We start from the raw sequence: 25,261 nt of genomic DNA, 5'->3' as shown, positions 1-25,261 counted from the left end.
ACTGAGTCGTCTGGACAGGTGTTACGGGCCGACGACCTCAACTTCCCGAAACACGGATGCCCACCATGAACGCGAGAACGCTCGCCGCATTCCTCTGTCTCTCCGCCGGCGCCACCGGCTGCATCATCGAAGACAACAGCCCGCGCTACCCCGGCGACGTCCGGATGACGTGGAGCTTCGACGGCGCCAGCTGCAGCCAGATGCGAGACATCCAGGGCGTCGACATCTCCATCGGGGGGGAAATCCTGGAGAACGACGGCCGCTATCCCTGCCAGGCCAACGGCTTCGACGGCATCGTCCTGCACGACTTCGCGCCCGGCACCTACGCGTTCGACGCGGTGGCGGTGGACTACAACAACGCGGCGCGTTTCACGTACCACGGCAGCTTCACGGTGGACGGCAACATCTCCGTCCCCATCACCTTCTCGTCGGGCGGCCCGCAGCAGGGCAAGACCTTCGCGTACGTGAACTGGCTGTTTCCCACGGAGGCGGGGTCGGGCTATCCGACCTGCCAGCAGGCGGGGGTCGCCTACGTGGATGCCCGCGTGGATGACGGCTCCTGGGCGCGCTTCGACTGCTACCAGGGGAGCGAGGGCCGGTCGGTGAGCACCCCGGAGCTGGCGCCCGGACAGCACTACCTGGAGGTGGTGGCCATGGACGTCCGCGAGCGCCCCCTCTACTACTTCGGCGGTGGCTTCACGGCGCAAAACGGGGTGCCGGCGTCCGTCACGGCGAACACCTACGCCATCGGCGGGGCCGCGGTGGGCTGGCAGCTCTACGAGGGCAGCGTGAAGCTCAGCTGCAGCCAGGCCGGCGTGAGCGAGGTGGGCATCAACTTCCAGGACACGCACACCGGCGAGTGGGTCTACGGCTCCGAAGGCCAGTGGTTCGGGTGCAACGAGTCCCCGGCCATCTTCGAGTTCCTCCGCCCCGGCGAGTACTTCGTGTCCTTCCGCGCCTCCGGCACCGGCAACCGCGCCTACGAGTCCCGCAGCGACCTGCCTCCCATCCGCGTCTATGCCCACGACTTCCCGGGCGTGCCGGATGCCCTCAACGCGCCGGTGTTCCGCGTGCGGTAGGCCGCACCCTCCGGTCCGGGTGGCACGGGCCAGGGTCGGAAGCCATCCAGGCTTCCGGCCCTTCGTGCGTTCCGGGGCCCGGAGGCCGGCCACGGGCGTTGGCATCAAACGTGATAGGGACTGCCCCTATGCGGCAAGACAGCCACGGTCCCATCGGCGTGTTCGACTCCGGCATCGGAGGGCTCACGGTCCTCAAGGCGCTCATGGCGCGGCTTCCCCACGAGCGCACGCTGTACCTGGGGGACACCGCGCGGGTGCCCTACGGCACCAAGTCCGGCGAGGTGGTGACGCGCTACTCGCTGAAGAACGCGGAGTTCCTGCTGGAGCGTGGCATCAAGCTCCTGGTGGTGGCGTGCAACACGGCCTCCGCCGCGGCGCTGCCCGCGCTCCAGGCCGTGCTGCCGGTGCCGGTGCTGGGCGTCATCGAGCCAGGGGCCCGCACGGCGCTCCAGCGCACGCGGGGCGGCGGGGTGGGCGTCATCGGCACGCCGGGCACCATCCGCTCCGGCGCGTACCAGCGGGCCCTGGAGGCCGGCGACCCGAGCGTCGCGGTGAAGGCGACGGCGTGCCCGCTCTTCGTGCCGCTGGCGGAGGAAGGGTGGACCACGGGGGACGTGCCGCTGCTGGTGGCGAAGGAGTACCTGGCCGGCTTCGCGCGAGACGGCGTGGACACGCTGGTGCTGGGCTGCACCCACTACCCGCTGCTCAAGGGCGTCATCGCCGAGGTCGTGGGGCCGCACGTGTCGCTGGTGGACTCGGCGGAGGCCACCGCGGAGGCGGTGGCGGAGCTCCTGGAGGCGAGGGGACTGCTGGCGCCCGCCTCCGTGGGGACACCGGAGCACGCCTTCTTCGTCACCGACGTGCCGGAGCGCTTCGTGGACGTGGGGGCCCGCTTCCTGGGGCGCCCCATCCCTTCCGCGGAGCAGGTGGACCTGCGCTTCTAGGCGGCGGGGCGCGGCCCGGGCCCCTCATCAGGGCGCGGAGCGGCTGGACGCGGGGGCCGCGGGGTCCTCGGCGGTGGCCTTGAGCAGCTCCTTGGCCGCCTGGAGCACGGGCACCTCCTGGGCGCCGTCCACGGCGACCAGGGCCTGGGCGGCCTCGGTGCCGATGTCGTCCTGGCGGGGCAGCTGGCCGGTGGCCCAGGTGATGAGCCGCTCCATCAGCGGGAAGAAGTGGATCATCTTCAGCGGCCGGTTCATCCAGCCCACGGTGATGCAGTAGTACTGGTTGAAGGGCGCGGTGTGGTGGATGCGGTGGTGGTCCGGCGGCAGGATGAGGTGCACGCGCTGGAGGAAGTGGATGAGCGCGGGCGGCGAGTCCAGGTGCGACCACTTGTGGAACTGGTTGGTCGCCATCACCCAGAAGATCATCGCGCCCAGGAACGCGGCCAGGAACACCCAGCCCGGCCCGTTCAGCGGCACCGCCACCGCGAGCGCGGCCACCGGCAGCGACACGAGGCAGTTGTTGCCGTTGGTCTCCACGAAGTCGTGGCGGGTGATGGCCTTCTCGTCGACGTGGTGCTCACGGAAGGGGCGGATGAAGGCCTTGCCCAGCACGGGCATCTCCGTGGATCCCCACGTGTCACCCATCCAGTGGACCAGGCCGGATACGAAGTCCGCGGCCAGGTAGCCCAGCACCACCGCCAGGATGAGCAGCCACGGCCCGGTGTGGTGGGTGCTCCAGAGCTTGTAGATGAGCGCGCCCTCCAGCGTCACGAACGCGAGGATGGAGGCGATCTCCATCGCGCGGATGGCCGGGGAATAGCCCTGCGCGAGCGCCTGGGCATCCTGCAGGCGGACCTTGTCGGCGATGGTGTCCGGCTTCTTCATCGGTGGCTTTTCCGCCCGCGGCAGGGAAGGTGGGTCCGACGGCGCGATCGTCAGAGGGGTTTACGTACCCCAGGGCGTTTCGGCTTTTCAACAGAGGTGGCCATGCCCGCCAGGCTGGTGTCCCCGTGTGGATCCGCACACGGAAGGTGGCGGACGCACACGGACCTGGAGCGCGCGGACGCGGGGTTCGGAGCGGGGTGCGTGACGCTTACCTTGTGAAGCCCGGACCCCGCTGGTACGGTGCCCGACCTCGGCAATGGCGAAAACCTTCGAAAAAGCCGTCACTGGCTTCAATCACAACATCAAGCACAAGGGGAAGGTCTACCACGTCCAGACCGAGGACTCGGGCGTCAACAACCCCCACATCATCACCCACCTGTTCGTGGGCGGGAACATCCTCGCGTCCAAGAAGACGTCCTACGCGGACATCCTCAACGCGGAGAACCTGGCGGAGGTTGTTCGCGAGTTGATGGAGGAGCAGCACAAGGAGATGCTGCGCAACCTCATCAACGGCGTGTACGACAACTACGAGTCCACGGTCCGTTCGTACCAGCCGGGCCAGCTCGCCACGGACGCGGAGGTCGCCGCGCAGCCCAAGCTGCAGCCGGTGCCCACGCAGCAGCCGCGTCCCCCCACGCCGCCTCCGCCGCCCGTCGCGGCCACGGGCTCGCAGCTCCCTCCGGAAGTGGCCGCCGCGCGCGCCCTCAAGGAGAAGCCCCGCATCAACGAAGTGGGCGTGGAGACGCTCTTCGGCGAGGACCTCATCTCCGAGAAGAGCCTGGACGAGGTCATCCTCAGCTACCTGGCCAGCGAGGGCGAGCCCTCGTAGCACCCGCCGTGCGTCGTGGCGCCGCGCCCGGGCCCGTTCCTGGGCGGGCTCCAGGGCCGTGGTAGGCTCGCCGGAGGCGCCCCCGCTTCCGGTCATGATCCAGTTCTTCCACGTCTACAAGGCGTATCCCGGCGATCCGCCGGTGCTGCAGGACATCAACCTGAACGTGGAGAAGGGCGAGTTCGTCTTCCTCACCGGCCCTTCCGGCGCGGGGAAGACGACGCTGCTCAAGCTCATCTTCTGCGGGGAGAAGGCCACCAAGGGGCAGATACTGGTGGGCGGCAAGAACATCGCGCGCATCCGCGAGTCGGCGGTGCCGTACCTGCGGCGCAACATCGGCGTGGTGTTCCAGGACTTCAAGCTGCTGCCCCACCGCAGCGTCGCGGACAACGTGGGCTTCACGCTGGACGTGCTGGGCGTGCCCCGCGCGGAGGCGCGCGACAAGGTGTACCGGATGCTCAAGCAGGTGGGCCTGGAGCACAAGGCGCACTCGCTGCCGCTGCGGCTTTCGGGTGGAGAGCAGCAGCGCGTGGTCATCGCGCGCGCGCTGGTGAACGACCCCACCATCCTCCTGGCGGACGAGCCCACGGGCAACCTGGACCCGGCGCTCACCGTGGAGATCATGGACCTGCTCACGGACATCAACATCCGCGGCACCACGGTGATGGTGGCCACGCACGACGCCACGCTCCTGTCGCGCTACCAGAAGCGCACGGTGCGCCTGGAGCGCGGGCTCATCGTCTCCGACGAGGACGGCGTCAAGGCGGCGCGGCGGATGCTGGTATGAGCGTGTTGTCGAAGGCGGCCTACTTCTGGCGCTCGGCGGCCGGGGGCTTGAAGCACGCTCCCTTCGTGCACTTCATCGCCGTGTCCACCATCGCCATCGCGCTGTTCGCCGCGGGGCTGGCGCGCGGCGCGTCGCACGTGGTGGACAACCTGCTCGCGTCGCTGGGCGGCGAGGTGGAGGTGACGCTCTACCTGGCGCCGCAGCTGGGCGAGGACGAGGTGCACGGCGTGCACACGCGCGTGGTGGAGCTGAGCCACGGCGAGGTGACGGTGGTGCCGCCGGAAGCGGCGCTGAAGCGCCTCAAGCGCGAGCTGGGAGACCTGGGCGAGGCCTTGTCGGAGCTGCCGGAGAACCCGTTGCCCGCGACGCTGGAGCTGCGCGTGCCGGAGGCCAGGAGGTCTCCCGCGGCGCTCCAGGCCCTGGCGAAGGAGCTGCGCGCGCTGCCTGGCGTCACCGGCGTGGACTACGGCGAGGCCGCGGTGGAGCGGCTGTCCGCCATCGCCCGGGCGCTGAGCTTCGGGGCGCTGGTGGCGCTGGTGGTGGTGCTGGGGACGACCGTCGTCATCGTCGCGGCGACGCTCCAGCTGGCCATCTATTCGCGGCGCGAGGAGATTGAAATCCAGAAGCTGGTGGGCGCCACCGACCGCTTCGTGAAGACGCCCTTCCTCCTGGAGGGGCTGCTCCAGGGGCTGTTGGGCGCGCTGGTGGCGGTGGGCGGGCTGTGGCTGTTCGGCCGGCTCCTGGGGCCCACGCTGGGCTCGCTCTTCGCGTTCCTCCTGGGGCCGGGCGTGGCCGCGCCCTGGGTGGAGACGCGCACCGCGCTGGAGCTGCTGGCGGCCGGGTGCGCCCTGGGGCTGGGCGGCAGCTTCGTCGCGGTGGGGCGCTTCCTGCGCGTATGAGACGGCTCGTCTGGCTCATGGTGCTGCTGGGCGCGGCGACCGCGTCCGGTCAGCAGGACGAGGCGGCGGAGCGCGCGGCCATCCGCGAGAAGCTGGCCGCGCAGCGGGCCACGCTCGCGCTGGTGGAGGCGAAGAAGCTCTCCGTGCTGGAGGGCATGGAGCTGATGGAGGACATGGCCGCCTTCTCCCGCCGCCGCGTGCGCGCGCTGGAGGGGGACTTGAACCTCTTCCGCCGCCGCGTCGCCCTGGCCGAACGCGAGGAGGCCGTGCTGCGAGAGGCCCTGCGCGCCCAGCTGCGCCGGCTGTCCCCGCGCCTGCGCACCCTGTACCGGCTCCAGCGCCGCCGGCCCCTGGAGGTGCTGCTGTCCGCGGAGGACTTCGCCGCGCTCATGTGGCGCTCCCGCGCGCTGGAGGCCAGCATGGCGGGGGACCTGGAATTGCTCCGCACCGTGCAGCACGTCGCGGGGCTCCAGCGGCAGGCGACGCTGGAGCTGAAGCGGCTGCACACCTCGCTGTCCGAACGCGTGGCCTTCCTCCAGCAGCAGTCGAAGCAGGCCCAGGCCCAGCAGGAGGCGCTGGAGGAGGTGGTGGGGAAGCTGGCCGGCGAGGCGGAGCTGGCGAAGCGCGCCGTGCGCGAGCTGGAGGGCGCGGACGCGGAGCTCACCCGCATGCTGTCGGACCTGCACGAGGCCCCCGCGACGAGCGGCTTCGGCGCGCTGAAGGGCAAGCTGCCCCGGCCCGTGGCGGGCATCGTGGAGGTGGGCTTCGGCCGCGTGGTGAACCCGCGCTTCAACACCGTCACCGTGCAGAAGGGCGTCGACATCCGCGTGCCCGCCGGCACCCCCGTGCACGCGGTGGCGGAAGGCACCGTCGTCTACGCCGGCTGGCTGCGCGGCTACGGCAACCTGCTCATCGTCGACCACGGCGATGACTTCCACACCCTGGTGGCCCACCTGTCCACCATCGCCGTCGCCGTGGGAGCCCGCGTGGCCCCCGGTGAAGTGGTGGGGGAGGTGGGCGACACCGGCTCCCTCAAGGGCGCCTACCTGTACTTCGAGGTCCGGCGCGCGGGGCAGGCCGTCGACCCCGCCCCGTGGCTCGCCCCCGCCTCCGCCTCCGTGAGCACCCCCTGACATTGTCATCTTGATGCGCTGCGTCTGAGGTGCGGGGGCGTTAGAAGGTGCCGGCCAGCGGCGGTCGCTGGAAGAGGGAGGCCCGCGCGTGGACCTGATGGGTGGGATGCAGAAGGCGATGCGCCGCGTGCTGGTGGCGCGGGGCGTGGCGTCGGAGATGGTGGACGTGGGTGGGCAGAAGGTGCACCACTACGCGCTCGAGGGGCAGGGCAAGGGGCCGCCGGTGGTGCTGGTGCACGGGCTGGGCGGTTCGGCCAACGGCTTCGGGCGGACGTTCTTCGGGCTCGCGCGGCGCTTCTCGCGGGTGCTGGCGCCGGACCTGCCGGGCCACGGCTTCTCCGGCGAGTACTGCGGCGGTCCCACCTGCGTGCGCGGCCAGTTCGACGTGCTGCGCGCCTATTGCGAGGACGTGGTGAAGGCGCCCGCGCTGGTGGTGGGCAATTCGCTGGGCGGGGCCATGGCCGTCAACCTGGCCTCCGAGCAGCCGGCCCTGGTGAAGGCGCTGGCGCTGGTGGCCCCCGCGGGCGCGGAGCTGACGCCGGAGGCGCTGACGGCGCTGCTGGGCGCGTTCGCGGTGAAGTCCAACGCGGACGTGCGGGCGCTGACGAAGCGGCTCTTCCACCGTCCGCCATGGGCCGCGATGCTGCTCGCGTCGGAGCTGCGGAAGTTCTACACGACGCCCACCGTGCGGGCCCTGTCGGATGACGCCCTCGCCACGCAGGCGAGCATCGCGCCCCAGGCGGTGCGGGACCTGAAGATGCCGGTGCTCCTGCTGTGGGGCGGCAGCGAGCGGCTCCTGCCTCCGGAGATCCTCTCCTGGTACCGGCAGCACCTGCCGCCCCAGGCGGAGGTGCGTGTGGTGGAGGGCTTCGGCCACGTGCCGCAGATGGAGCGGCCGGACGCGTTCGTGTCCCACCTGGTGGGCTTCGCGGACCGGGCCGGCCTCTAAGGGCGGGAATCGTGCGGCGGGCCGGGTGTAGACTCGGGGCCTTGCGAAGGCCCCTTGCTCCCCGCAGCCCCAAAGGACGCGCTCCCGTGACCCGTTTCCCGAAGCCGTGGCGCATGGGACTCGCCGCGCTCCTGCTGTGGGGCGCGCCCGCGCTCGCGCAGAAGCCGGCGGACGCGGCCGGCCGGGACGAATCCGCGTACCGCCAGCTGGAGCTGTTCGCGCGGGTGCTCTCCTACGTGGAGAACAACTACGTGGAGTCGGTGGACCGCAAGACGCTCATCCAGGGCGCCATCCAGGGGATGCTCGAGACGCTGGATCCCCACACGCTCTTCATGCCCCCGGAGGTGTTCCGGGAGATGAAGATCGACACGTCGGGTGAGTTCGGGGGCCTGGGCATCGAGATCGCGCGCAAGGGCGACCGGTTGGTGGTGGTGGCGCCCATCGACGACACGCCGGCGGCGCGCGCGGGCATCAAGGCCGGGGACGAGCTGCTGGCCATCGACGGGGAGAGCACCCTGGGCATGGACCTGGGCCGCGCGCTGCAGAAGATGCGCGGGCCCGCCGGTGGCCGCGTGCTGCTCACGCTGATGCGCGCGGGCTTCAACGCCCCGCAGGAGCTGGCCATCCTGCGCGACCACATCCGCATCGTGTCGGTGGAGGGCGCGCTCTACGACGGCATCGGCCACGTGAAGGTGAAGAACTTCCAGGACCGCACGGACCTGTCGCTGAAGAAGGAGCTGGACCGGCTGCGCGCGCTCAACGGCGGCCGGGAGCTGGACGGCCTGGTGCTGGACCTGCGCAACAACCCTGGGGGCCTGCTGGATCAAGCCGTGGCGATGAGCGACCGCTTCCTGCCGGGCAACCTGACCATCGTGTCCACGCGCGGGCGCGACGGCCGCAACGCCTCCGAGGAGCGCAGCCGCGACCGCGACACGGAGAAGGACTACCCGCTGGTGGTGCTCGTCAACGCGGGCAGCGCCTCCGCGTCCGAAATCGTCGCCGGGGCGCTCCAGGACCACGGCCGCGCGGTCATCATGGGGACCCAGACCTTCGGCAAGGGCAGCGTGCAGACCATCATCGAGCTGGAGGACGGCTCCGGGCTGAAGCTCACCATCGCGCGCTACTACACGCCCAAGGGCCGCAGCATCCAGGAGAAGGGCATCACCCCGGACTTCCTCGTGCCAGAGGACGCGTCCGGGAAGCCGGGGAGTGACGCGCCCCGGGAGAAGGACCTGCGGCGCCACTTCAAGGCGGAGCCGTCCCAGGCGACGTCGGAGGTCGCGGCCGCGCCGCGTGCACTGCCCGCGAACCTGAAGGACTGGGCGGTGACGGCGAAACTCGCGGATCCACAACTCAAGGTGGCGCTCAACTACCTCCACGGGTTGGCGCCAGGGCCCGCGTCCCGGGGCTCCGGGAGCACCGCGGGTCGCTGAAACCCCTTTCGAGGCTGGCGTTCCGCCGCGCAGTGCGTGTAATGCGCACAGCAACGAGGGAGACCGGATGCGACGTCCTTTCAATCGCGCGCTGCACGCGACGCTCAGTGGCTGGCTGGTGGGAATGCTGGCCATGGGTCCCGCGGCGGCGCAGCAGCAACACGTACCGCTGCGGCTGATGCCGCGCACGCTGCCGGCGGCGGCGGGCCCCCGCGTGGCGGTGGTGGCCATTCCCGTGGATGCCTCGCTCGAGGGTGAGGCGCTGGCGCTGGCGCATTGGGCCGAACAGGCCGTGGCGCGCTCCGGAAGGCTGGAGCTGGTGCGGCTGACGGACGCGCTGGACGCCCAGGGCGCGAGCGCTCGCCAGACGAAGGCCGTGGAGGGCAACGCCGCATTCAAGGACGGCGCCAAGGCCTACGACGAGCTGGACACGGTGAAGGCGCTCCAGAGCTTCGACAAGGCGGTGCGGGCCTATGAGCAGGCGGACCTGTCGCGTGCGTTCGGGCTCTTGAGCCGCGCGCGGGTGATGAAGGCCGCGACGCAGGTGGCCAACGGAGAGAACAAGGCCGCGGAGCTGGAGATGCGCGCGGTGCTGGCGGTGGACCCCCGCGCCACCTTCAACCCCAACTTCTTCCCTCCCGAAGAGGTCGCGTTCGTGGAGAAGGAGCGCAAGGCGCAGCTGTCCTCGGCGGAGGCCGCGCTGTCGGTGCGCACGCTGCCAGGGCCCGCGCAGGTGTTCGTGGACGGGGCCTACCGGGGCGTGTCCCCGTTGGCGCTCACCGGCCTGACGCGCGCGGACCACTACGTGACGCTGGTGGCGCCGGGCTACGCCGTCACGGAAGGGCGGGCCCGCGAAGGCGAGGCCTCCTTCACGCTCGCGCGCCTGCCGGTGCAGCAGCGATACGCGGCGCTGGTGGAGCGCATCGCGAAGAACCCCGACGAAGAGGACCGTGACAAGGCGCTCCAGGAGCTGGGCGTGCTCGCGGACGTGCCGCAGGTGCTGGCGCTGCTGGTGCGCGGCGGTCCGGGCAACACGCCCCTGACCGTGACGGGCCTGCGCATGGACGTGGCGGACGGCCACAACCTGGCGTACGCGCTGGGGCAGGTCCCGCGCGGCGACGCGATGGCCACGGGCTCCGAGGCGCTCCTGACGGGGCTGGTCTCCGAGGACGCGGCGCGCGTGGGCGGCAAGCCGGTGAAGCACTTCTCCGGTGGCGGAAGCGTGAGCCGCCGCACGGCGGGCTACGTGCTGCTGGCGACGGGCGTGGCGCTCCTGGCGGGCGGCATCTACTTCGGGCTGGAGGCCTCCTCGAAGTCGGATGCCTTCAAGACGGCGCCCCAGGGCAGCTCACGGGCGGAGGACCTGAAGAACACGGGCAAGACGTACGCGCTGGTGGCGGACGTCGGCGTGCTGGCGGGCCTCGTGTCCGCGGGCGCGGGCAGCTACCTGGCCTTCTACAAGAAGGGGGGCGGGTCGTCGTCCAGCGCTCCCCCGGCCAAGAGCGCTCCGCGCGCCGAGCCGGTTCGTGAAGTGAAGCCGATGGAGAAGGCGCTGCCCATGCCTCCGCCTCCGCCGGCGGCTCACACGGAGCCCGCGGCTCCGAAGGCGAACCCCGCGTCCACGCCGGCCCCGGAGAAGCCCGTGGCCCCGCCGCCTCCGCCGCCGGCCTTCGAGCCGCCCCCGCAGGCCCCGCCGCCCCCTCCGCCCGCGAAGAAGCTGACGCGCAAGGAGCGCGAGGCCGAGGCGAAGCGCCAGCGGGAGGAGGAGGCCCGCCTCAAGCGCGAAGAGGAGCAGCGCAAGAAGGAAGAGGAGGCGAAGCGCAAGCAGGAGGAGGAGGCGAAGCACAAGCGAGAGGAAGAGGAGAAGCGCCAGCGCGAGGAAGAGGCGAAGCGCAAGCGCGAGGAAGAGAAGAAGCGCCCCAAGCTCGACGACGACGATCTCCGGAACTACTAGCCATGCGCCGCCTTTCATCGCTCATTGTTCCCTCGGCCCTGGTCCTGGGACTGTCCGCCTGCAGCCTGCTCGTCGACTTCGACCCGGAAGGGCAGCCCTGCGACCGGGGCCAGTGCATCGAGGGCTACGTCTGCCGGAACGAGGTCTGCGTCTCCGGTGACAGCATCCCTCCGGACGGAGGCCCGTCCGACGCGGGTTCCTCCGATGCCGGTGACGCGGGGGATGCGGACGCCGGCACGACTGACGGCGGGCTGCTGCCCGACGGCGGCGTCCGCGGCGACGCGGGCTGAAGCATCCGGTCCGTGGCGGGGGCCTGAACGGGCCCCCGGTATGTCTGGACGGGCCCGCGCCCCCACGCGGCGCGGCCCCTGCGTGTCCCGGTTCGAGCGACGGTCTCGTGGCTCGCGCCGCCCCGGCTCGAACCGCTCGGGGCGGGGTCCGACGCTGCCCGAGCCGAGCGCTGGAGTGGGCCCCTCGTGGCTCGCGCCGCAGGACCCGTGTCCGCACGTGTCCGCCGGGCCGCGCCGTGTCCCCCCGGACACGGCTGCTTGGTCACGGGTATCACCCTGAAGCCCTGTCATTCCGGAGGCTTGCACGCGTGGTCCGCGCCGGGGAGGACCGCTGGTGCGTGGCATCATCCGTGCTCTGGCGTGGGCCCAAGGAGGCATCAAGGACATGGGCAAGCGCGTGGGAGTGCTGATGGGCGGGTGGGGCGAGGAGCGGGAGATTTCGCTCAAGACGGGGGAGGCCGTGGTGGCGGCCCTGGAGACGCTGGGCCACGCCGTCACGCGCGTCTTCGCGGGTCCGGGGCTGGACCGGGCGCTGCGCTCGGCGGAGCTCGACGTGGCCTTCCTCGCGCTGCATGGCCGCATGGGGGAGGACGGCCGCGTGCAGGGCCTGCTGGAGCTGTTGGAGCTGCCGTACACCGGCTCCGGCGTGCTGGCCTCCGCGCTGGCCATGGACAAGCCCATGGCGAAGAAGCTCTTCCAACTGCACAACCTGGCCACCCCTCGGGGCTACCGGGTGGGCCGCGCGGACGTGGAGCGCGCGCTGGAGCTTCACGGCGACAGCGGCTTCCCTTGCGTGGTGAAGCCCGCGAAGGGCGGCTCGTCCGTGGGCCTGTCCGTGGTGCACGACGCCGGGGCCCTGGTGCCCGCGGTGGCCCAGGCCTGCCGCTTCGGGGGCGAGGCCCTGGTGGAGCGCTTCGTCCGGGGGCAGGAGGTGACGGTGGGCATCCTCGGCGACGCGGTGCTGGGCAGCTGCGAGGTGTCCTTCCCGCGCGAGGGCTTCGACTACGAGGCCAAGTACAAGGGCGGCTCCCAGTACTTCCTCCCCCCCCGCCTGTCCGACACGCGCCGCGTCAACGTGGAGTCGCTCGCGCTGGCCGCGTATCGCGCCCTGGGCTGCCGGGGGTACGGCCGCGTGGACCTGTTGTGCTCGGACACGGAGAATGACGTGGTGCTGGAGGTGAACACCCTCCCGGGCTTCACCCCCACCAGCCTCCTGCCGAAGATCGCCGCCCACGCCGGCCTGGACTTCCCGGAGCTGGTGCAGGGGGTCCTCGACCGCGCCACCCGCGACGAGGCCCAGGTCGCGGAGGCGGCCCCCCTCCCGGTGACCCCGGCGCCCCTGCGTGTCGCCCGCTAGGTCCTACGCCGCTTGAAGCACCCGGGACGTCCTCCCCGGGTGTGGCCATCAGGCCCTTCCAGACCGCCCCGACGCAGGGAAAAAACGGGGGTGACACCCTGCGTCAATGTCGTCCTTCCAGATCTCTCGAATCCGGGGAATAGTTTGACACGACCCGGGTGGCTCCCTATTGTCCGCCGGCATCAGTAACCGGAAGGTCAAAGCCCTGTCTTTTCGGGCACATACGGGGCGGGGCTCAGCGGACCCAGGAGGCGGCGGTCAGCGTGAGCGGTCGGTCGGGCATGCCGCCACGTCTGGTAGGACCGCTAGCAACAGGGCCGGCGGGAGGGGCTGAGCGTCACCGATGACCACCGTCGAGATCATCTTCCTGGCTGTCTACTTCAGCCTGCTAAGCGTACTGGGGGTCTACGGATCCCACCGGTATCGCATGGCGTTCCTGTACTACCGCCACAAGTTCAAGTTGCCCACGCCCAACGGCACGCTGACGGCGCTGCCCCGGGTGACCATCCAGCTGCCCATCTTCAATGAGATGTACGTGGTGGAGCGCCTGGTGGAGTCGGTGTGCCGCATCGACTATCCGCGCGAGCTGCTGGAGATCCAGGTGCTGGACGACTCCACGGACGAGACGTGCGCCATCGCGCGCGCGTGCGTGGAGCGCCACCGTCAGAAGGGCCACGACATCGTCTACATCCACCGCGTCAACCGCCAGGGCTTCAAGGCGGGCGCGCTGGAGAACGGCCTGAAGCTGGCCACGGGCGAGTACGTGGCGGTGTTCGACGCGGACTTCGTCCCCAGCCCCGACTTCCTGATGCGCACGGTGCCCTTCTTCGCGGACGCGAAGGTGGGCATGGTGCAGGTGCGCTGGGGCCACCTGAACCGTGAGTTCTCCATCCTCACGCAGGCCCAGAGCATCTTCCTGGACGGGCACTTCATCATCGAGCACACCGCGCGCAACCGCGCCGGCTGCTTCTTCAACTTCAACGGCACGGCGGGCATCTGGCGCCGCTCCACCATCTCCGACGCGGGCGGCTGGCAGCACGACACGCTCACGGAGGACCTGGATCTGTCCTACCGCGCCCAGCTGAAGGGCTGGCAGTTCGTGTTCCTCCCGGAGGTCATCTCCCCGGCGGAGGTGCCGGTGGACATGAACGCCTTCAAGAGCCAGCAGCACCGCTGGGCCAAGGGCTCCATCCAGACGGCGAAGAAGCTGCTGCCCACCATCCTCAAGAGCGACCTGCCGCTCCTGGTGAAGCGCGAGGCCTTCTTCCACCTCACCAACAACATGGCCTACCTGTTGATGGTGCTCCTGTCCGTGCTGATGCCCATCAGCATGGTGGTGCGCTTCCAGCACGGCCTGTACGGCACGCTGTTCCTGGACCTGCCCTTCTTCATCACCGCGACGGCCAGCGTCTGCGTCTTCTACGTGGCCGCCCAGCGCGAGCGCGGCGCGAAGGGCTGGGAGCGCTTCAAGTACCTGCCCTTCCTGATGAGCCTGGGCATCGGCCTGGCCATCAACAACGCCAAGGCCGTGGGCGAGGCGCTGCTCAACCAGCAGTCGGGGTTCGCGCGCACGCCGAAGACGGGCGCCGAGGGCAAGAGCGTCAAGGCCGTGAAGAAGAGCTACCGGGGCAGCAAGACGCTGATGCCGGTGGTGGAGCTGCTCTTCGCCGCCTACTTCACCGGGGCGCTGTGGTTCGCCATCGACGCGCGCATCTACACGTCGGTGCCCTTCATCGTCCTGTTCCAGGCGGGCTTCCTCTACGTCGGCGTGTCCAGCCTGCTGCAGGGGCTTGCGGGCCGGGTGAAGGTGGCGGACGCCGCCCCCGCCGTGACGTCCCCCGAGGAGCAGCCGCGCCAGGCGGCCTGAGCCGCGCTCCCGCCTCCGCTGGCTGACTCGCGCCGCCGCTTCCCACCGGGCTTCCCGGGCGGGGACGGCGGCGCGGTGCTTCGAGGGGACTACCGGCCGGCGTCGGGTGCGCCGCGCAGCAGCACCTGCTCCTGGCGCACCGGGGCGGGGCCGGAGGTCGCGGAGCGGCAGCCCTCGTCAATGGAGGTGCTGGACGCGGCCCGCAGGGTGATGCCGGCGTCGGTGCAGGCCACCGCCTCGGTGGGGAAGCTGACGGGGCAGGGCGTTCCGGAGGCGGTGAAGCCGGTGGCGCGGGTCTCGCCCACGAAGCCGTCCGGGGTGCGGTGGAGGATGATTCCCACGGAGCCCGCGTCCGGGGACTCCACGCCGCCGTCCGCCCAGGCCCGCACCACCGCGAGCGACAGGGTGCCGCCGTCGTCCTGGCCCAGGTAGCGGAAGGCCGGGTTCTGCGCGTGGCGGTAGTCGCCGGATTGATCCTTCTCGCAGCCAGCGGGCACGTGGATGGCGGGGGGCGCGGAGGAGGGCGTCTCCACCCGGGGCGGGGCCTTGCCGGGACACGCCGTCAGCGAGAGGACACAGAGGCCAAACGGGAGGGCGACGAGGGTGCGGTGCATGGGGCGCGGAGTTTCGCCCAACCCACGGTTCGGTGGGACGGTGTTTGCTTCCCCTGGGATGACTCTCTAACCTTCGGTCCGTCATGAGTCTTCGCCGCTTCGCCATCCTGTCGCTTGTTGCCTCCCTGGCGCTGCCCTCCGCGGTGTTCGCCCAGGAGGATGATCTCCTCGCCCCCACGGAGGAAACCAAGCCCTCGAAGTCCAAGGGCAAGACGACCAAGACGGCGAAGCCGAAGGCGACGGTGAAGCGCAAGGCTCCGCCCAAGAAGGAGCGGGTGAGCACGCGCAAGGGCAAGCCCGCCGTGACGCCCACGGTCGACGACGCTCCCCCAGCGAAGGCCACCCTGGCGCTCAAGCTGGGCAGCAACGCGCGCGGCGCGAAGGTCACCGTGGATGGCCAGGAGGTGAACCCCCAGACGCCGCTGGAGCTGACGCCGGGTGAGCACACCGTCGTGGCCCGCCGTCAGAACTACCTGGACTTCACCCAGCAGGTCACGCTGGCGCCGGGCCTCGCGACGGAGCTGACCGTGTCCCTGGACGCGGCGACGGGCTTCGCCACCCTGCGCGCGGACGTGCTCCGCTCCGTGGTGTTCGTGGACGGCACGCGCGTGGGCGTCGCCCCCATCGAGAACTACGCCCTGTCCCAGGGGCCGCACGAAATCGAGTTCCGCGGGCCGGGCCTCAAGGACGTGAAGAACATCAACGTGCGCGCCGGCCAGCTCTACGTGGTCGAGGGCCGCCTGCGTCCGTCGGCCAACACGACGACGGCGGTGGCGCGGGGGGATGACACGCCGCGCACGCCCGTGCTGGAGCCGACGACGTCCACGGCGCAGGTGGAGCAGCCGGGCCTGGCGCTGGGCACCGAGCAGCCTCCCGAGCTGAAGGAGAGCACCAGCAAGTCCTGGTACCAGCGCTGGTACGTCTGGGTGGGCGTGGGCGTGGTGGCCGCCGCGGCGGGCGCGGGCGCCTACGCGGCGACCCGGAGCCCCGCGGCGCTGACCCCGGGCCAGGTGTGCGGCGGGGAGTGCGACGGCTCCATCGGCTTCTCGGGCCTGCGCCCGGCGCCGGCCGCGAACGCCCTGCGGTTCTGACGCGCGGGGCGCAGGGGTCGCTCTCGGGGACCCGGGTCAGTGTCCCCGGAGGTCGTCCTCGGCGCGGCCCGTGCCCGGCTCCAGCCTCAGGAAGACGTCCGTCACCCGGCCCACGCCCCAGTAGTCCAGCGCGGTGGCGCGGAGGCGGAACGGGCCGGACTCCGGCAGCAGGCTGGTGACGTCCACCTCGTTCGGCTCGAAGGTGAAGGCGCGCCGGCCCAGGTTGTCCACCTGCTCGTTGCCCATGAAGATGCTGTCCGCGAAGCCCACGGCGGCGCGGCGTGACACGTGCCCCTTCGCGTCCAGCACCTCCAGCAGGAGGAAGTTGTCCACGGCGAAGCCTCGCGTGCAGGCCGCGTCCCCGCAGAGGTGGGCCTGGGCGCCGTCCAGCTGGAGCGGCGGCGTCTCCGCGGTGGCGACGACGCGGGGCGTGCGCTCGCCCTCGCGCGTGTCCACCTCCACGTCCTCGCGCCGCTTCTCCAGGCGCGCCGTCTCGCGCTCCGGCGTGGCGGACAGCAGCTGGACCGAACGCGGCTGAGGCGGCGCGGCGGCGGTGCTCGGAGGAACCTGCTTCGCACAGGCCACCAGGCCCAGGGCGGCGGTGAGGGTCATCGTTCGCGGAAGTCGCACCCGGAGGCTTGTAGCGAGCAGCCCTGGACGGGGTCAATTAGCATGCCCTCCATGCGGACCCTCCCCGGATGGTGGCTGCTGTGTGTGCTGGTCGCGAGCCCCGTGGGCGCGGCGCCTCCCGCCGCGGCGCCTCCCGCCATCCCGGGCGCGGGCAGCGTGGCGCCAGAGGTGCAGCTGTGCCTCCAGCACCTGAAGCCCTCGGAGCGGGACCGGGCCGCGAAGGCGCTGGGGCCGCTGGAGTCCGTGCCGCTCTACCGCGTGCAGCTGGAGGTGTCGCCGAAGGAGCGACGGGTGTGGGGCAAGGTGCAGGTGGAGCTGGTGGCGAAGGGCCCCAGGCCCCTCACGGAGCTGTACCTCCGGCTGACGCCCAACACCCGCTCCCGCCAGGTGACGCTCTCCGGCGCGAAGGTCAACGGGAAGGCCGTGGCGCTGGAGCTGGGGCCGGAGCCCACCCTGCAACGCGTGGCGGTGGAGCCGCCGGTGGCCCCGGGCGGCACGGTGTCGCTGGAGGTCGCGGTGAAGGGCACGGTGCCGAAGGCGGCTCCAGGCGCGGAGTCGCTGCTGGGCGCGGGCGGGCTGCTGGGCGGCGCCGGCGCGAAGGGCGGCGCGGACGACCATGGGGCCTTCTCCGCCACGGCGGACGTGCTGAGCCTGGTGGGCGTGGTGCCGCAGGTGCCCCCGGTGGATGACCAGGGCCAGCCGTGGGCCGGCCCGCAGGGGATGGGGGACCTGGCGCTGTACGAGCCCGCGCACGTGCTGGCCACGCTCACCGTGCCCTCGGGCTGGGCGGCGCACGCCACCGGGACGCCCCTGGGGGAGGTGCCCGAGCGCGACGGCCGGGTGCGCTACAGCTTCGCGGCGGCGGCGGTGCGCGACTTCCCGGTGCTGGTGACGCGCGGCTACACCGCCGCCACCGCCACGGTGAACGGCGTCACGGTGGAGAGCCACTTCGCGCCCCAGGACGCGGCGTCCGGCAAGCGCGTGCTCAAGTACGCGTCGCAGGCCCTGACGGAGTTCGAGAAGCGCCTGGGCCCGCTGCCCTACACCCACTTCCGCGTGGTGCAGGCGCCCTTGAGCGGGGGCGCGGGAGGGATGGAGTTCCCCGGGCTCGTCACGGTGGCGACGTCGCTCTACCGCGCGAAGCAAGACCCCCTGAAGATGCTGGCGGGCATGCCCGGCATGGAGGCCTTCGAGGACCTGCTGGACGCGCAGGGCGCGGGGCTGCTGGCCCAGATGGGCGCCCAGGTGGGCGAGTCGCTGGAGCGCACGCTGGAGTTCACCGTGGCGCACGAGGTGGCGCACCAGTACTTCGCGGGGCTCGTGGGCTCGGACCCCATCCGAGAGCCGGTGGTGGACGAGTCCCTGGCGCAGTACGCCGCGCTCCTCTACATGGAATGGGCCCACGGCCCGGAGGTCGCCGAGTCCCTGCGCAACGAGGCCCTGGTGATGCCCTACCAGTTCTTCCGGATGACCGGAGGCCGCGACGGCCGCGCGGACCGCCCCACGGGCGACTTCGACGGGGGCGAGCTGGAGTACGGCGCGCTCGTGTACGGCAAGGCGCCGCTGCTGCATCACGCGTCGCGCGAGCTCGTGGGGGACGCCGCCTTCTTCAAGGCCCTGCGCGCGTACGTGGACACGTACCGCTTCAAGTGGGCGTGCAAGGCCTGCTTCACGCAGGAGCTGGCGAAGGCGAGCCCCGTGAACGCGAAGGCGCTGGGGCGGCTGCGCGTGCGCTGGTGGGAGGAGGCCCACGGCGACGAGGACCTGGGCGCGGCGGACCTCCAGGGGCTGATGGAGGCCATGGGAGGCTCGGGCGGCCTGGGCGGCGTGAAGCTGGACGCCCAGACGCAGGCGCTGCTGGAGCAGCTGCTGCCCCAGCTCATGGGGCCCTGACGGACCGCGGGGCCCTCAGTCGAACAGCGCCCGCACGAACTCACGCGGCTCGAAGCGGCGCAGGTCGGCGATCTTCTCGCCCACGCCCACCCAGACCACGGGCAGCTTCAGCTCGTCGCAGATGCCGATGATGACGCCGCCCTTGGCGGTGCCGTCCAGCTTGGTGAGCGCGATGGCGGTGACGCCCACGTCCTCGTGGAACTGCTTGGCCTGCTGGATGGCGTTCTGCCCGTTGGTGGCGTCCAGCACGAGGAGCACCTCATGGGGCGCGCCGGGCAGTGCCTTGCCCAGCACGCGCTTGACCTTCTTGAGCTCCTCCATGAGCCCGGCCTTGTTGTGCATGCGGCCCGCGGTGTCCGCGATGAGGACGTCGGCGCCCTCCGCCTGGGCCTTCTTCACCGCCTCGAAGACGACGCCGCCAGGGTCGCCGCCATCCACGCCCTTGACGAGCTGCGCCCCGGCGCGCTCGGCCCACACGTCCAGCTGTTCGGTGGCGGCGGCGCGGAAGGTGTCACCCGCGGCGAGCACCACCTTCTGCCCCTTGCCGGTGAGCTGCGCGGCCAGCTTGCCGATGGTCGTCGTCTTCCCGGCGCCGTTGACGCCCACCACCATCACCACGTGCGGCGGGCCCCCGCCCTCCAGCGAGCGCGGCACGGGCAGGTCCACCATCCGCGCCACCTCCTCGCGGATGGCGTCCTTGATGCGCTCCGGGTCCTTCAGCTCCGAACGCTTGAGCTTGTCGCGGGCCACCGAGACCAGGTGGTCGGCGGTGCGCACGCCGATGTCGGCGGTGAAGAGGATGTCCTCCAGCTCCGCCAGCACGGACTCGTCCATCGCGCGCTGCTGGCCGAACAGTCCGTTGAGCCGCGCCATGAAGCCCTGGGTCTTCGTGCGGTCCAGGCCCTGCGCCAGCGTGTGGCCGCCCTCCGCCTCCACCTTGGCGCGCTGGGCCGCGGCCTCCGCCTGACGGGCGGCCTCCGCCTGGGCGGCCTCCTGGGCCACGGCCTCCTCGCGCAGGCGCACCGCCTCCACCTGCTCCCGCTTCCGGCGCTCGCGCGTCTCGTCGTCGACGGCCTTCTTCGCGCGGTACTCGACGCGCTTGGCCTCTTCTTCGCGCTCCTTGAGGGCGCGGACCTCGGCCTCCAGGCGGGTGCGCTCGGCGCCGTCCTTCGCGTCGTGGGCGGCGAACGAGGCCGTCTCCCGCTGGCGGCGGAGGTCCTCCGTGTGGGCGTGGGCGGTGTCCAGCTCCCGGCGCAGGGCCAGCTCCGCCTCCGAGGGCGGCAGCTCCACGCGCAGCTCGGGGCGCTCGGCGGGCAGTTGGGGAGGGGCCTCCTCCTGGGGCTTGCGGGGGGCCTCCGGCGCGCGCTTGCGGCCGAACAGCTTGCGCGCCGCCACGACCACCAGGACCAGCAGGACGGCCGCGCCGCCAATGCCCACCACGTCGCCGCCGGTGAGCCCGGTCTGGGGCGGGGTGCCCGTGCCCGGCTGCGTCGTCCCGCCGCCGGGAGTGGGGGCAGGGGAGGGGGCGGGAGGCACCTGCGCCAGGAGCGCGTCGAGGGCGTTCGGGGTCTTCATCGCCGCTCCGCATACACCAACGCGCAGTTGGATGCAGCGCCCGTGGCCGGTTAGAACTGCCCTCCGCCATGCGCCTTCCGCCCCTGAACGTCCTGTTGTCCGCCTCCGTCCTCCTGGGCACCTCCAGCGCCTGCATCGTGGAGGCGCCGGGAGGGGCCAGCCCCGAGGAGCGCCGGGCGGCCACCGTCAGCCAGGTCCCCCCGCTGTCCATCCGCAGCGGCGCCAACCTGGGCGGCAAGGTGGAGGTGGTGGGCGCGTCGGTGCAGCCGGGCCGCATCCCCGCGGGGGACCAGGCCCGCGTCACGGTCTTCTTCAAGGTGCTCCAGCCGCTGGAGGACGACTACCTCGTCTTCGTCCACGTGGAGGACGCGGACGGGCGCATGGAGCGCCTCAACGTGGACCACAAGCCCGCGGGCGGCCTCTACCCCACGACGCAGTGGAAGGTGGGGGAGACGGTGAAGGACGAGTTCGTCGTCGCCCTGCCGCCGGGCGCGGCGCCGCGCGCGGTGAACGTATGGATGGGGCTGTGGGAGCCGCGCAACGACAGCCGCCTGCCCATCACCAACCCGCAGGCGGTGCGCAACGACGGCCGGGGGCGCCTGCTGCTGGCGCAGGTCCCCGTGGGCGGATGACAGGGAAAAAAAACCGGAGCGGCCCTGTAAGCCGGGTTTTGTCACCACCCCTTTCGGGATGGGCAGCGAACATTCATCTAGGGCCCTGGTTGCCCAGGGGCCTCATCAGCGAGCAACCCGAGCGCGTAGGACGGGCCATCCCTGTCCCCTTTCGGGGACGCGCTCCTATTGGCTCTTGCTCCAGGTGGGGTTTACCGTGCCGTCCGAGTCACCCCGGACGCGGTGCGCTCTTACCGCACCGTTTCACCCTTACCCGCCCCCTCGCGAGGACAGGCGGTCTGTTTTCTGTGGCACTTTCCTGCGAGTCGCCTCGACTGGCCGTTAGCCAGCACCCTGCCCTGTGGAGCCCGGACTTTCCTCCCGCCATCCATGCCTGCGATGGCCGGCGTTCACCCGGACCGCTCCGGCACCTGGGGGATACAACAGCCGCCCCTCGCGGGTCCACTTTGGGGATGGGGACACCGTTCGAAGGTCGCTGACCCCCGGGTCCGGCTGAGCGTCCGGAGGCTTGTCGGGTCCGCGTGGGTCCGGCCGTCCAGCAGTCCCCGCGGGTGACCTCGCGACAGGGGAGGGACGGGTGGAAGCGATCATCTTCACGGGCATCCAGGGAACGGGGAAGAGCACCTTCTACCGGGAGCGCTACTTCACCACCCACGTCCGCCTGAGCCTGGACATGCTCAAGACGCGGCACCGGGAGAAGGTGCTGCTCCGCGCGTGCCTGGAAGCGAAGCAGCCCTTCGTGGTGGACAACACCAACCCCACGGTGGCGGAGCGCTCGCGGTACATCGCGGCCGCGAAGGACGCCGGCTTCCGCGTGGTGGGCTGCTACTTCCAGTCGAAGGTCGCGGACGCGCTCATTCGCAATGAGCAGCGCCCCCTGGAGCAGCGCGTGCCGGTGGTGGGCGTGCTCGGCACCTACCGGCGCTTGCAGGTCCCCAACCCCGAGGAGGGGTTCGACGCGCTGTTCTTCATCCGGCTGTCTCAGGACGGCTTTGTCGTGGAGGAGTGGCAACGTGAAGTTCGATGAGCTGGACGAGCGGATGCGCGTCTTCGAGACCGCGCACGACCTGTGCGTGCTTCCCGGCGTGTTCATGGTGGCCCGAATCGATGGGCGCGGCTTCACGCGCCTGACGAAGGAGGTGCACGCGTTCGAGAGCCCCTTCGACGTGCGCGTCCGGGACATGATGGTCGCGACGACCGAGCACCTGATGAGCTGCGGGTTCCGGATCCTCTACGGCTACACGCAGAGCGATGAGATCTCGCTGCTCTTCCACCCGGACGAGGACACGTTCGGGAGGAAGACGCGCAAGCTCAACTCCATCCTCGCGGGCGAGGCGAGCGCGAAGTTCTCCCTGCTCCTGGGCGGCCTGGCCGCGTTCGACTGCCGCATCTGCGAGCTGCCGAACGCGGAGCTCGTGCGCGACTACTTCCGCTGGCGCAACGAGGACGCGCACCGCAACGCGCTGAACGGGCACTGCTACTGGAGCCTGCGCCGGGAAGGCAAGGGCGTGGACGAGGCCACGAACACGCTCGTGGGCCTGTCGGTGGCGCAGAAGAACGAGCTGCTGTTCCAGCGAGGCATCCAGTTCAACGACCTGCCGAACTGGCAGAAGCGGGGGACGGGGCTCTACCGGGAGGCGTACGAGAAGGAGGCTCGCAACCCGAGGACAGGAGCGGCGGTCCGCGTGGAGCGCCGTCGCCTCAAGGTCGACTTCGAGCTGCCGATGAAGGACGCGTACGGTGCCTTCATCCTGTCCCTGCTGGAGGGACAGGACCGATGAGCATGGACGCCGGCCGGCGGATGCGGCGGTTCGGGGGCCGGCGTCGTCGTTCTGGAGTTGAAGGGCTGTCTGCTTTTGGCGTGGCAGGGCATCGCCAGGCCGCGACCAGAGAGAGGCGGTCCTGCCGTATCTCCCTCCGTGGGGTGCGCAGCGGCGCCCCGACTGTCATTGGGGATTGCAAGAATTCACCCGGGTGCCGCAGGATTCGCGCCCGCGTGGCGTGGGGCCTCCGGGGCACGGCGCGCCCGTTTCGAGGGGGAATCACATGATCATTTTCGGTTCGAGGCTCTACGGCAAGGTCGACGAGGTTCCAGGGCTGGGCTACGTGGCGACCAAGTTCGGCCACCTCTACTACGTGCCGCTCCTTCCCCTGGAAGGGTGGCTCGTCGTGGGCGAGGACGGCAATGGATGGCGAGGGCAGGCCATCCCCATGAGCGGCAAGTCCGTGCTCGTGGCGTGGGCGCGCGTGGTGTTCCTCTTCGTGGGCCTCGGTGCTCTCTTCGGGGGGCTCACCATGCTCTCCGGCCAGGTTTCGGGGCTCACGATCTCGCTGGCCCTGGTCTCGGTGCTCTGCATCGCGGGGCTCATCGCCTCGTACACCTGGAGGCCGTTCACTCACGCGTCGCCAGAGCGCGCGCTGGAGATCGCCGCGCAGGCGGGCATCAGTGAAGAGGGGCTGGAGCAGCTGCGCCGGATGTACGCGAGCCCCGTGGCCTCGATGGCCGCCGCGCCCGCCCAGCGCTGGACGCCCCCGGAGTCGTAGCCCGTCGCCCGCAGTCCTTCGCTGAACGGCCCCGAGTCCCATTCCATGAGTCATGTTGTCGGCATCGATCTGGGCACCACCCACTCGCTGGTGGCCTCGCTCGACGGCGCGGGTCGCCCCACCCTCCTGGCCAACCGGCTGGGGCAGCGCCTCACGCCCTCCGTCGTCGGCCTGGACGCGGAGGGCCGCCTCCACGTGGGGGAGTCCGCGCGCGCGCAGCTGCTCGTGCATCCCGAGCGCACCGTGGCCGAGGTGAAGCGGCGCATGGGCCGCGACCTGCCGGTGATGCTCGGTGAGCGGCGCTACAGCCCCACGGAGATCTCCGCGCTCATCCTGCGCGCGCTGCGCGAGGACGCCGAGCGGGCCCTGGGAGGGGCCGTGACGGAGGCGGTCGTCACGGTGCCCGCGTACTTCAGCGATGCGCAGCGCCAGGCCACCAAGGATGCGGGCGAGCTGGCGGGACTCAAGGTGGAGCGGCTGCTCAACGAGCCCACGGCCGCGGCGCTCGCCTACGGCGTGAACCACCTGGACGCCGAGCAGTACGTGCTGGTGTACGACCTGGGCGGCGGCACGTTCGACGTGTCGGTGCTGGAGATGTTCCAGGGCGTGCTGGACGTGAAGGCCTCCGCGGGCAACAACCAGCTGGGGGGCAGCGACTTCGACCAAGCGCTGGCCGCCTGGCTGGGCGCGGAGTTCGAGCGCCTCCACGGCGTGTCCCTGGCGGGCAACCTCGCGGCGCGGGTGCGGCTCAAGGCCGCGGCGGAGGCCGCGAAGATCGCGCTCACGTCGGTGGACGCGACCCCCGTCATCGTGCCGTTCCTCGCGTCTGGCAGGGGTGGTGCGCTCGCGTCGCTGGAGGTGGAGGTGACGCGCGCCCGGTTCGAGGCGCTGGTGACGGACCTGGTCCGCGCCACGCTCGAGCCCATGGAGAGCGCGCTTCGAGACGCGAAGCTGTCGAAGAAGTCCATCGCGGAGGTGGTGCTGGTGGGCGGCAGCTCGCGCGTGCCGCTGGTGCGCCAGCTGGTCGCCGAATACTTCGGGCGCGAGCCGCGCGAAGGCGTGCACCCCGACGAGGCGGTGGCGCTGGGGGCCGCGTTGCAGGCGGGCCTGAAGACGGGCGCGATGAGCGCCGCGCACGGCATCATGATCACCGACGTGTGCCCCTTCACGCTCGGGGTGGAGGTCCAGGCGTCGGTGGGGCGCGAGCGGGTGGGGGGCGTCTTCTCTCCGCTCATCCCGCGCAACACGACCGTGCCGGTGTCGCGGACGGAGACCTTCGCCACCACGGCGGACAACCAGCGCGCGGTGGAGATCCGCGTGTTCCAGGGCGAAGCGAGGCTGGTGAAGGACAACCTGCTGCTCGACGCGTACACGGTGGAAGGCGTGCCGCCCGGGCGCGCGGGCGCGGAGAAGGTCGCGGTGACCTTCACGTACGACATCAACGGCATCCTCGACGTCACCACGCGCGTGGTCTCCACCGGCAAGGAGGCCACGCTGGTGGTGGACAAGCGCTCGCAGCGCCTGGGGCCAGAGCAGCGGGTGGAGGCGAGGGATCGGCTGGCGCGTGAATGGGGTGCCGCACCCGCCCCGAGCGTGTCCGCGCCCGGAGCCGCGTCCATGGCTTCGTCCATGGCCGGGGCCGCATCCGCGCCGGCGTCCACGGCCGTGCCCATCGCCGCGTCCACGGTGAGCGATGCGGACGCGCTGCTGGCCGCCGCGACCGAACGGATCGCCACCGCCCCGGCGAACGTACGTCCCCGGCTGGAGTCGCTGTGCGCCGACTTGCGGGACGCCCGTGCGCGAGGCGACCGCGTCGCGGCGGCCCGGCTCGATGCCGAGCTGACCGACCTGTTGTTCGACCTGGGCTGAGAGTGAC

General features: G+C 71.4%; 23 protein-coding genes and 1 other RNA gene. 19 read left to right on the top strand and 5 right to left on the bottom strand.

Annotation, left to right across the window (positions count from 1 at the left end; translation table 11 throughout):
* The first annotated feature begins 65 nt into the window (after nt 1–65).
* Nucleotides 66–1,079, top strand: coding sequence for a hypothetical protein (locus FOF48_RS09280; RefSeq protein ID WP_143900052.1), 1,014 nt, complete (start codon nt 66–68; stop codon nt 1,077–1,079).
* Between the two features lie 128 nt (nt 1,080–1,207).
* On the top strand, nt 1,208–2,023 hold the full coding sequence (gene murI, locus FOF48_RS09275) for a glutamate racemase (protein ID WP_143900050.1): 816 nt from the start codon (nt 1,208–1,210) through the stop codon (nt 2,021–2,023).
* 27 nt (nt 2,024–2,050) lie between these two features.
* Here murI and carF read toward each other — a convergent pair whose 3' ends face one another.
* Nucleotides 2,051–2,908 (bottom strand): plasmanylethanolamine desaturase, encoded by an 858-nt coding sequence (gene carF, locus FOF48_RS09270; RefSeq protein WP_143900048.1) that lies wholly within the window; start codon nt 2,906–2,908, stop codon nt 2,051–2,053.
* 256 nt (nt 2,909–3,164) lie between these two features.
* Here carF and FOF48_RS09265 point away from each other — a divergent pair, with 256 nt between their 5' ends.
* From FOF48_RS09265 to FOF48_RS09220, 10 genes are all read left to right on the top strand, one after another.
* Nucleotides 3,165–3,737: a nickel-dependent hydrogenase large subunit gene (locus FOF48_RS09265; RefSeq protein ID WP_143900046.1), complete on the top strand. Its 573-nt coding sequence runs from the start codon at nt 3,165–3,167 to the stop codon at nt 3,735–3,737.
* Between the two features lie 94 nt (nt 3,738–3,831).
* Nucleotides 3,832–4,524, top strand: coding sequence for a cell division ATP-binding protein FtsE (gene ftsE / locus FOF48_RS09260; protein WP_143900045.1), 693 nt, complete (start codon nt 3,832–3,834; stop codon nt 4,522–4,524).
* The gene (locus FOF48_RS09255; protein ID WP_143900043.1) at nt 4,521–5,423 is read left to right on the top strand and encodes an ABC transporter permease; all 903 of its coding nucleotides are present in this window, start codon (nt 4,521–4,523) and stop codon (nt 5,421–5,423) included. The genes ftsE and FOF48_RS09255 overlap by 4 nt, the downstream gene beginning before the upstream one ends.
* The gene (locus FOF48_RS09250) at nt 5,420–6,556 is read left to right on the top strand and encodes a murein hydrolase activator EnvC (RefSeq protein WP_186001844.1); all 1,137 of its coding nucleotides are present in this window, start codon (nt 5,420–5,422) and stop codon (nt 6,554–6,556) included. Before FOF48_RS09255 ends, FOF48_RS09250 begins: the two co-directional genes overlap by 4 nt.
* An 88-nt stretch (nt 6,557–6,644) precedes the next feature.
* Nucleotides 6,645–7,505 (top strand): alpha/beta fold hydrolase, encoded by an 861-nt coding sequence (locus tag FOF48_RS09245; RefSeq protein WP_143900039.1) that lies wholly within the window; start codon nt 6,645–6,647, stop codon nt 7,503–7,505.
* An 86-nt stretch (nt 7,506–7,591) separates the two neighbouring features.
* Nucleotides 7,592–8,938 carry a S41 family peptidase gene (locus FOF48_RS09240; protein WP_186001843.1) on the top strand — a complete coding sequence of 449 codons (1,347 nt, stop codon included), beginning with the start codon at nt 7,592–7,594 and terminating at the stop codon, nt 8,936–8,938.
* 67 nt (nt 8,939–9,005) lie between these two features.
* The gene (locus FOF48_RS09235) at nt 9,006–10,892 is read left to right on the top strand and encodes a PEGA domain-containing protein (protein WP_143900037.1); all 1,887 of its coding nucleotides are present in this window, start codon (nt 9,006–9,008) and stop codon (nt 10,890–10,892) included.
* Between the two features lie 2 nt (nt 10,893–10,894).
* Nucleotides 10,895–11,182, top strand: coding sequence for a hypothetical protein (locus FOF48_RS09230; protein ID WP_143900035.1), 288 nt, complete (start codon nt 10,895–10,897; stop codon nt 11,180–11,182).
* 385 nt (nt 11,183–11,567) lie between these two features.
* Nucleotides 11,568–12,539 (top strand): D-alanine--D-alanine ligase, encoded by a 972-nt coding sequence (locus tag FOF48_RS09225; RefSeq protein ID WP_143900033.1) that lies wholly within the window; start codon nt 11,568–11,570, stop codon nt 12,537–12,539.
* Nucleotides 12,540–12,882: 343 nt separating this feature from the next.
* Complete coding sequence (locus FOF48_RS09220) at nt 12,883–14,406, top strand: cellulose synthase family protein (RefSeq protein WP_143900031.1); 1,524 nt, start codon at nt 12,883–12,885, stop codon at nt 14,404–14,406.
* 89 nt (nt 14,407–14,495) lie between these two features.
* On the opposite strand, the gene FOF48_RS09215 is transcribed toward FOF48_RS09220, so the two are convergent.
* Nucleotides 14,496–15,020 (bottom strand): hypothetical protein, encoded by a 525-nt coding sequence (locus FOF48_RS09215; protein WP_186001842.1) that lies wholly within the window; start codon nt 15,018–15,020, stop codon nt 14,496–14,498.
* Between the two features lie 83 nt (nt 15,021–15,103).
* On the opposite strand from FOF48_RS09215, the gene FOF48_RS09210 reads away from it, so the two are divergent.
* Nucleotides 15,104–16,111 carry a PEGA domain-containing protein gene (locus FOF48_RS09210; protein WP_143900028.1) on the top strand — a complete coding sequence of 336 codons (1,008 nt, stop codon included), beginning with the start codon at nt 15,104–15,106 and terminating at the stop codon, nt 16,109–16,111.
* Between the two features lie 36 nt (nt 16,112–16,147).
* Here FOF48_RS09210 and FOF48_RS09205 read toward each other — a convergent pair whose 3' ends face one another.
* Complete coding sequence (locus FOF48_RS09205) at nt 16,148–16,741, bottom strand: hypothetical protein (protein ID WP_328700962.1); 594 nt, start codon at nt 16,739–16,741, stop codon at nt 16,148–16,150.
* 51 nt (nt 16,742–16,792) lie between these two features.
* On the opposite strand from FOF48_RS09205, the gene FOF48_RS09200 reads away from it, so the two are divergent.
* A complete protein-coding gene (locus FOF48_RS09200) occupies nt 16,793–18,634 on the top strand; it encodes a M1 family aminopeptidase (protein ID WP_143900026.1) in 1,842 nt (613 codons plus the stop codon).
* Nucleotides 18,635–18,649: 15 nt separating this feature from the next.
* On the opposite strand, the gene ftsY is transcribed toward FOF48_RS09200, so the two are convergent.
* Nucleotides 18,650–20,209 (bottom strand): signal recognition particle-docking protein FtsY, encoded by a 1,560-nt coding sequence (gene ftsY / locus FOF48_RS09195; RefSeq protein WP_143900024.1) that lies wholly within the window; start codon nt 20,207–20,209, stop codon nt 18,650–18,652.
* 68 nt (nt 20,210–20,277) lie between these two features.
* Here ftsY and FOF48_RS09190 point away from each other — a divergent pair, with 68 nt between their 5' ends.
* The gene (locus FOF48_RS09190) at nt 20,278–20,841 is read left to right on the top strand and encodes a hypothetical protein (RefSeq protein WP_143900022.1); all 564 of its coding nucleotides are present in this window, start codon (nt 20,278–20,280) and stop codon (nt 20,839–20,841) included.
* Nucleotides 20,842–20,852: 11 nt separating this feature from the next.
* Here the strand turns inward: FOF48_RS09190 and rnpB are convergent.
* Nucleotides 20,853–21,246: RNase P RNA component class A (rnpB, locus tag FOF48_RS09185), an RNA gene on the bottom strand.
* 172 nt (nt 21,247–21,418) lie between these two features.
* Between rnpB and FOF48_RS09180 the strand changes: the two genes are divergently transcribed.
* From FOF48_RS09180 to FOF48_RS09165, 4 genes are all read left to right on the top strand, one after another.
* Complete coding sequence (locus tag FOF48_RS09180; RefSeq protein WP_143900021.1) at nt 21,419–21,868, top strand: AAA family ATPase; 450 nt, start codon at nt 21,419–21,421, stop codon at nt 21,866–21,868.
* Complete coding sequence (locus tag FOF48_RS09175; protein ID WP_143900019.1) at nt 21,855–22,622, top strand: tRNA(His) guanylyltransferase Thg1 family protein; 768 nt, start codon at nt 21,855–21,857, stop codon at nt 22,620–22,622. Before FOF48_RS09180 ends, FOF48_RS09175 begins: the two co-directional genes overlap by 14 nt.
* Before the next feature lie 265 nt (nt 22,623–22,887).
* Nucleotides 22,888–23,385 carry a hypothetical protein gene (locus FOF48_RS09170; RefSeq protein ID WP_143900017.1) on the top strand — a complete coding sequence of 166 codons (498 nt, stop codon included), beginning with the start codon at nt 22,888–22,890 and terminating at the stop codon, nt 23,383–23,385.
* Between the two features lie 45 nt (nt 23,386–23,430).
* Nucleotides 23,431–25,254, top strand: a complete 1,824-nt coding sequence (locus FOF48_RS09165; protein WP_143900015.1) for an Hsp70 family protein — start codon at nt 23,431–23,433, stop codon at nt 25,252–25,254.
* Nucleotides 25,255–25,261: the final 7 nt, after the last annotated feature.

The sequence above is a fragment of the Corallococcus sp. Z5C101001 genome (genome assembly GCF_007352635.1).
Taxonomy (GTDB): Bacteria; Myxococcota; Myxococcia; order Myxococcales; family Myxococcaceae; genus Corallococcus; species Corallococcus silvisoli.
This window is presented reverse-complemented; position numbering and strand designations above follow the sequence as displayed.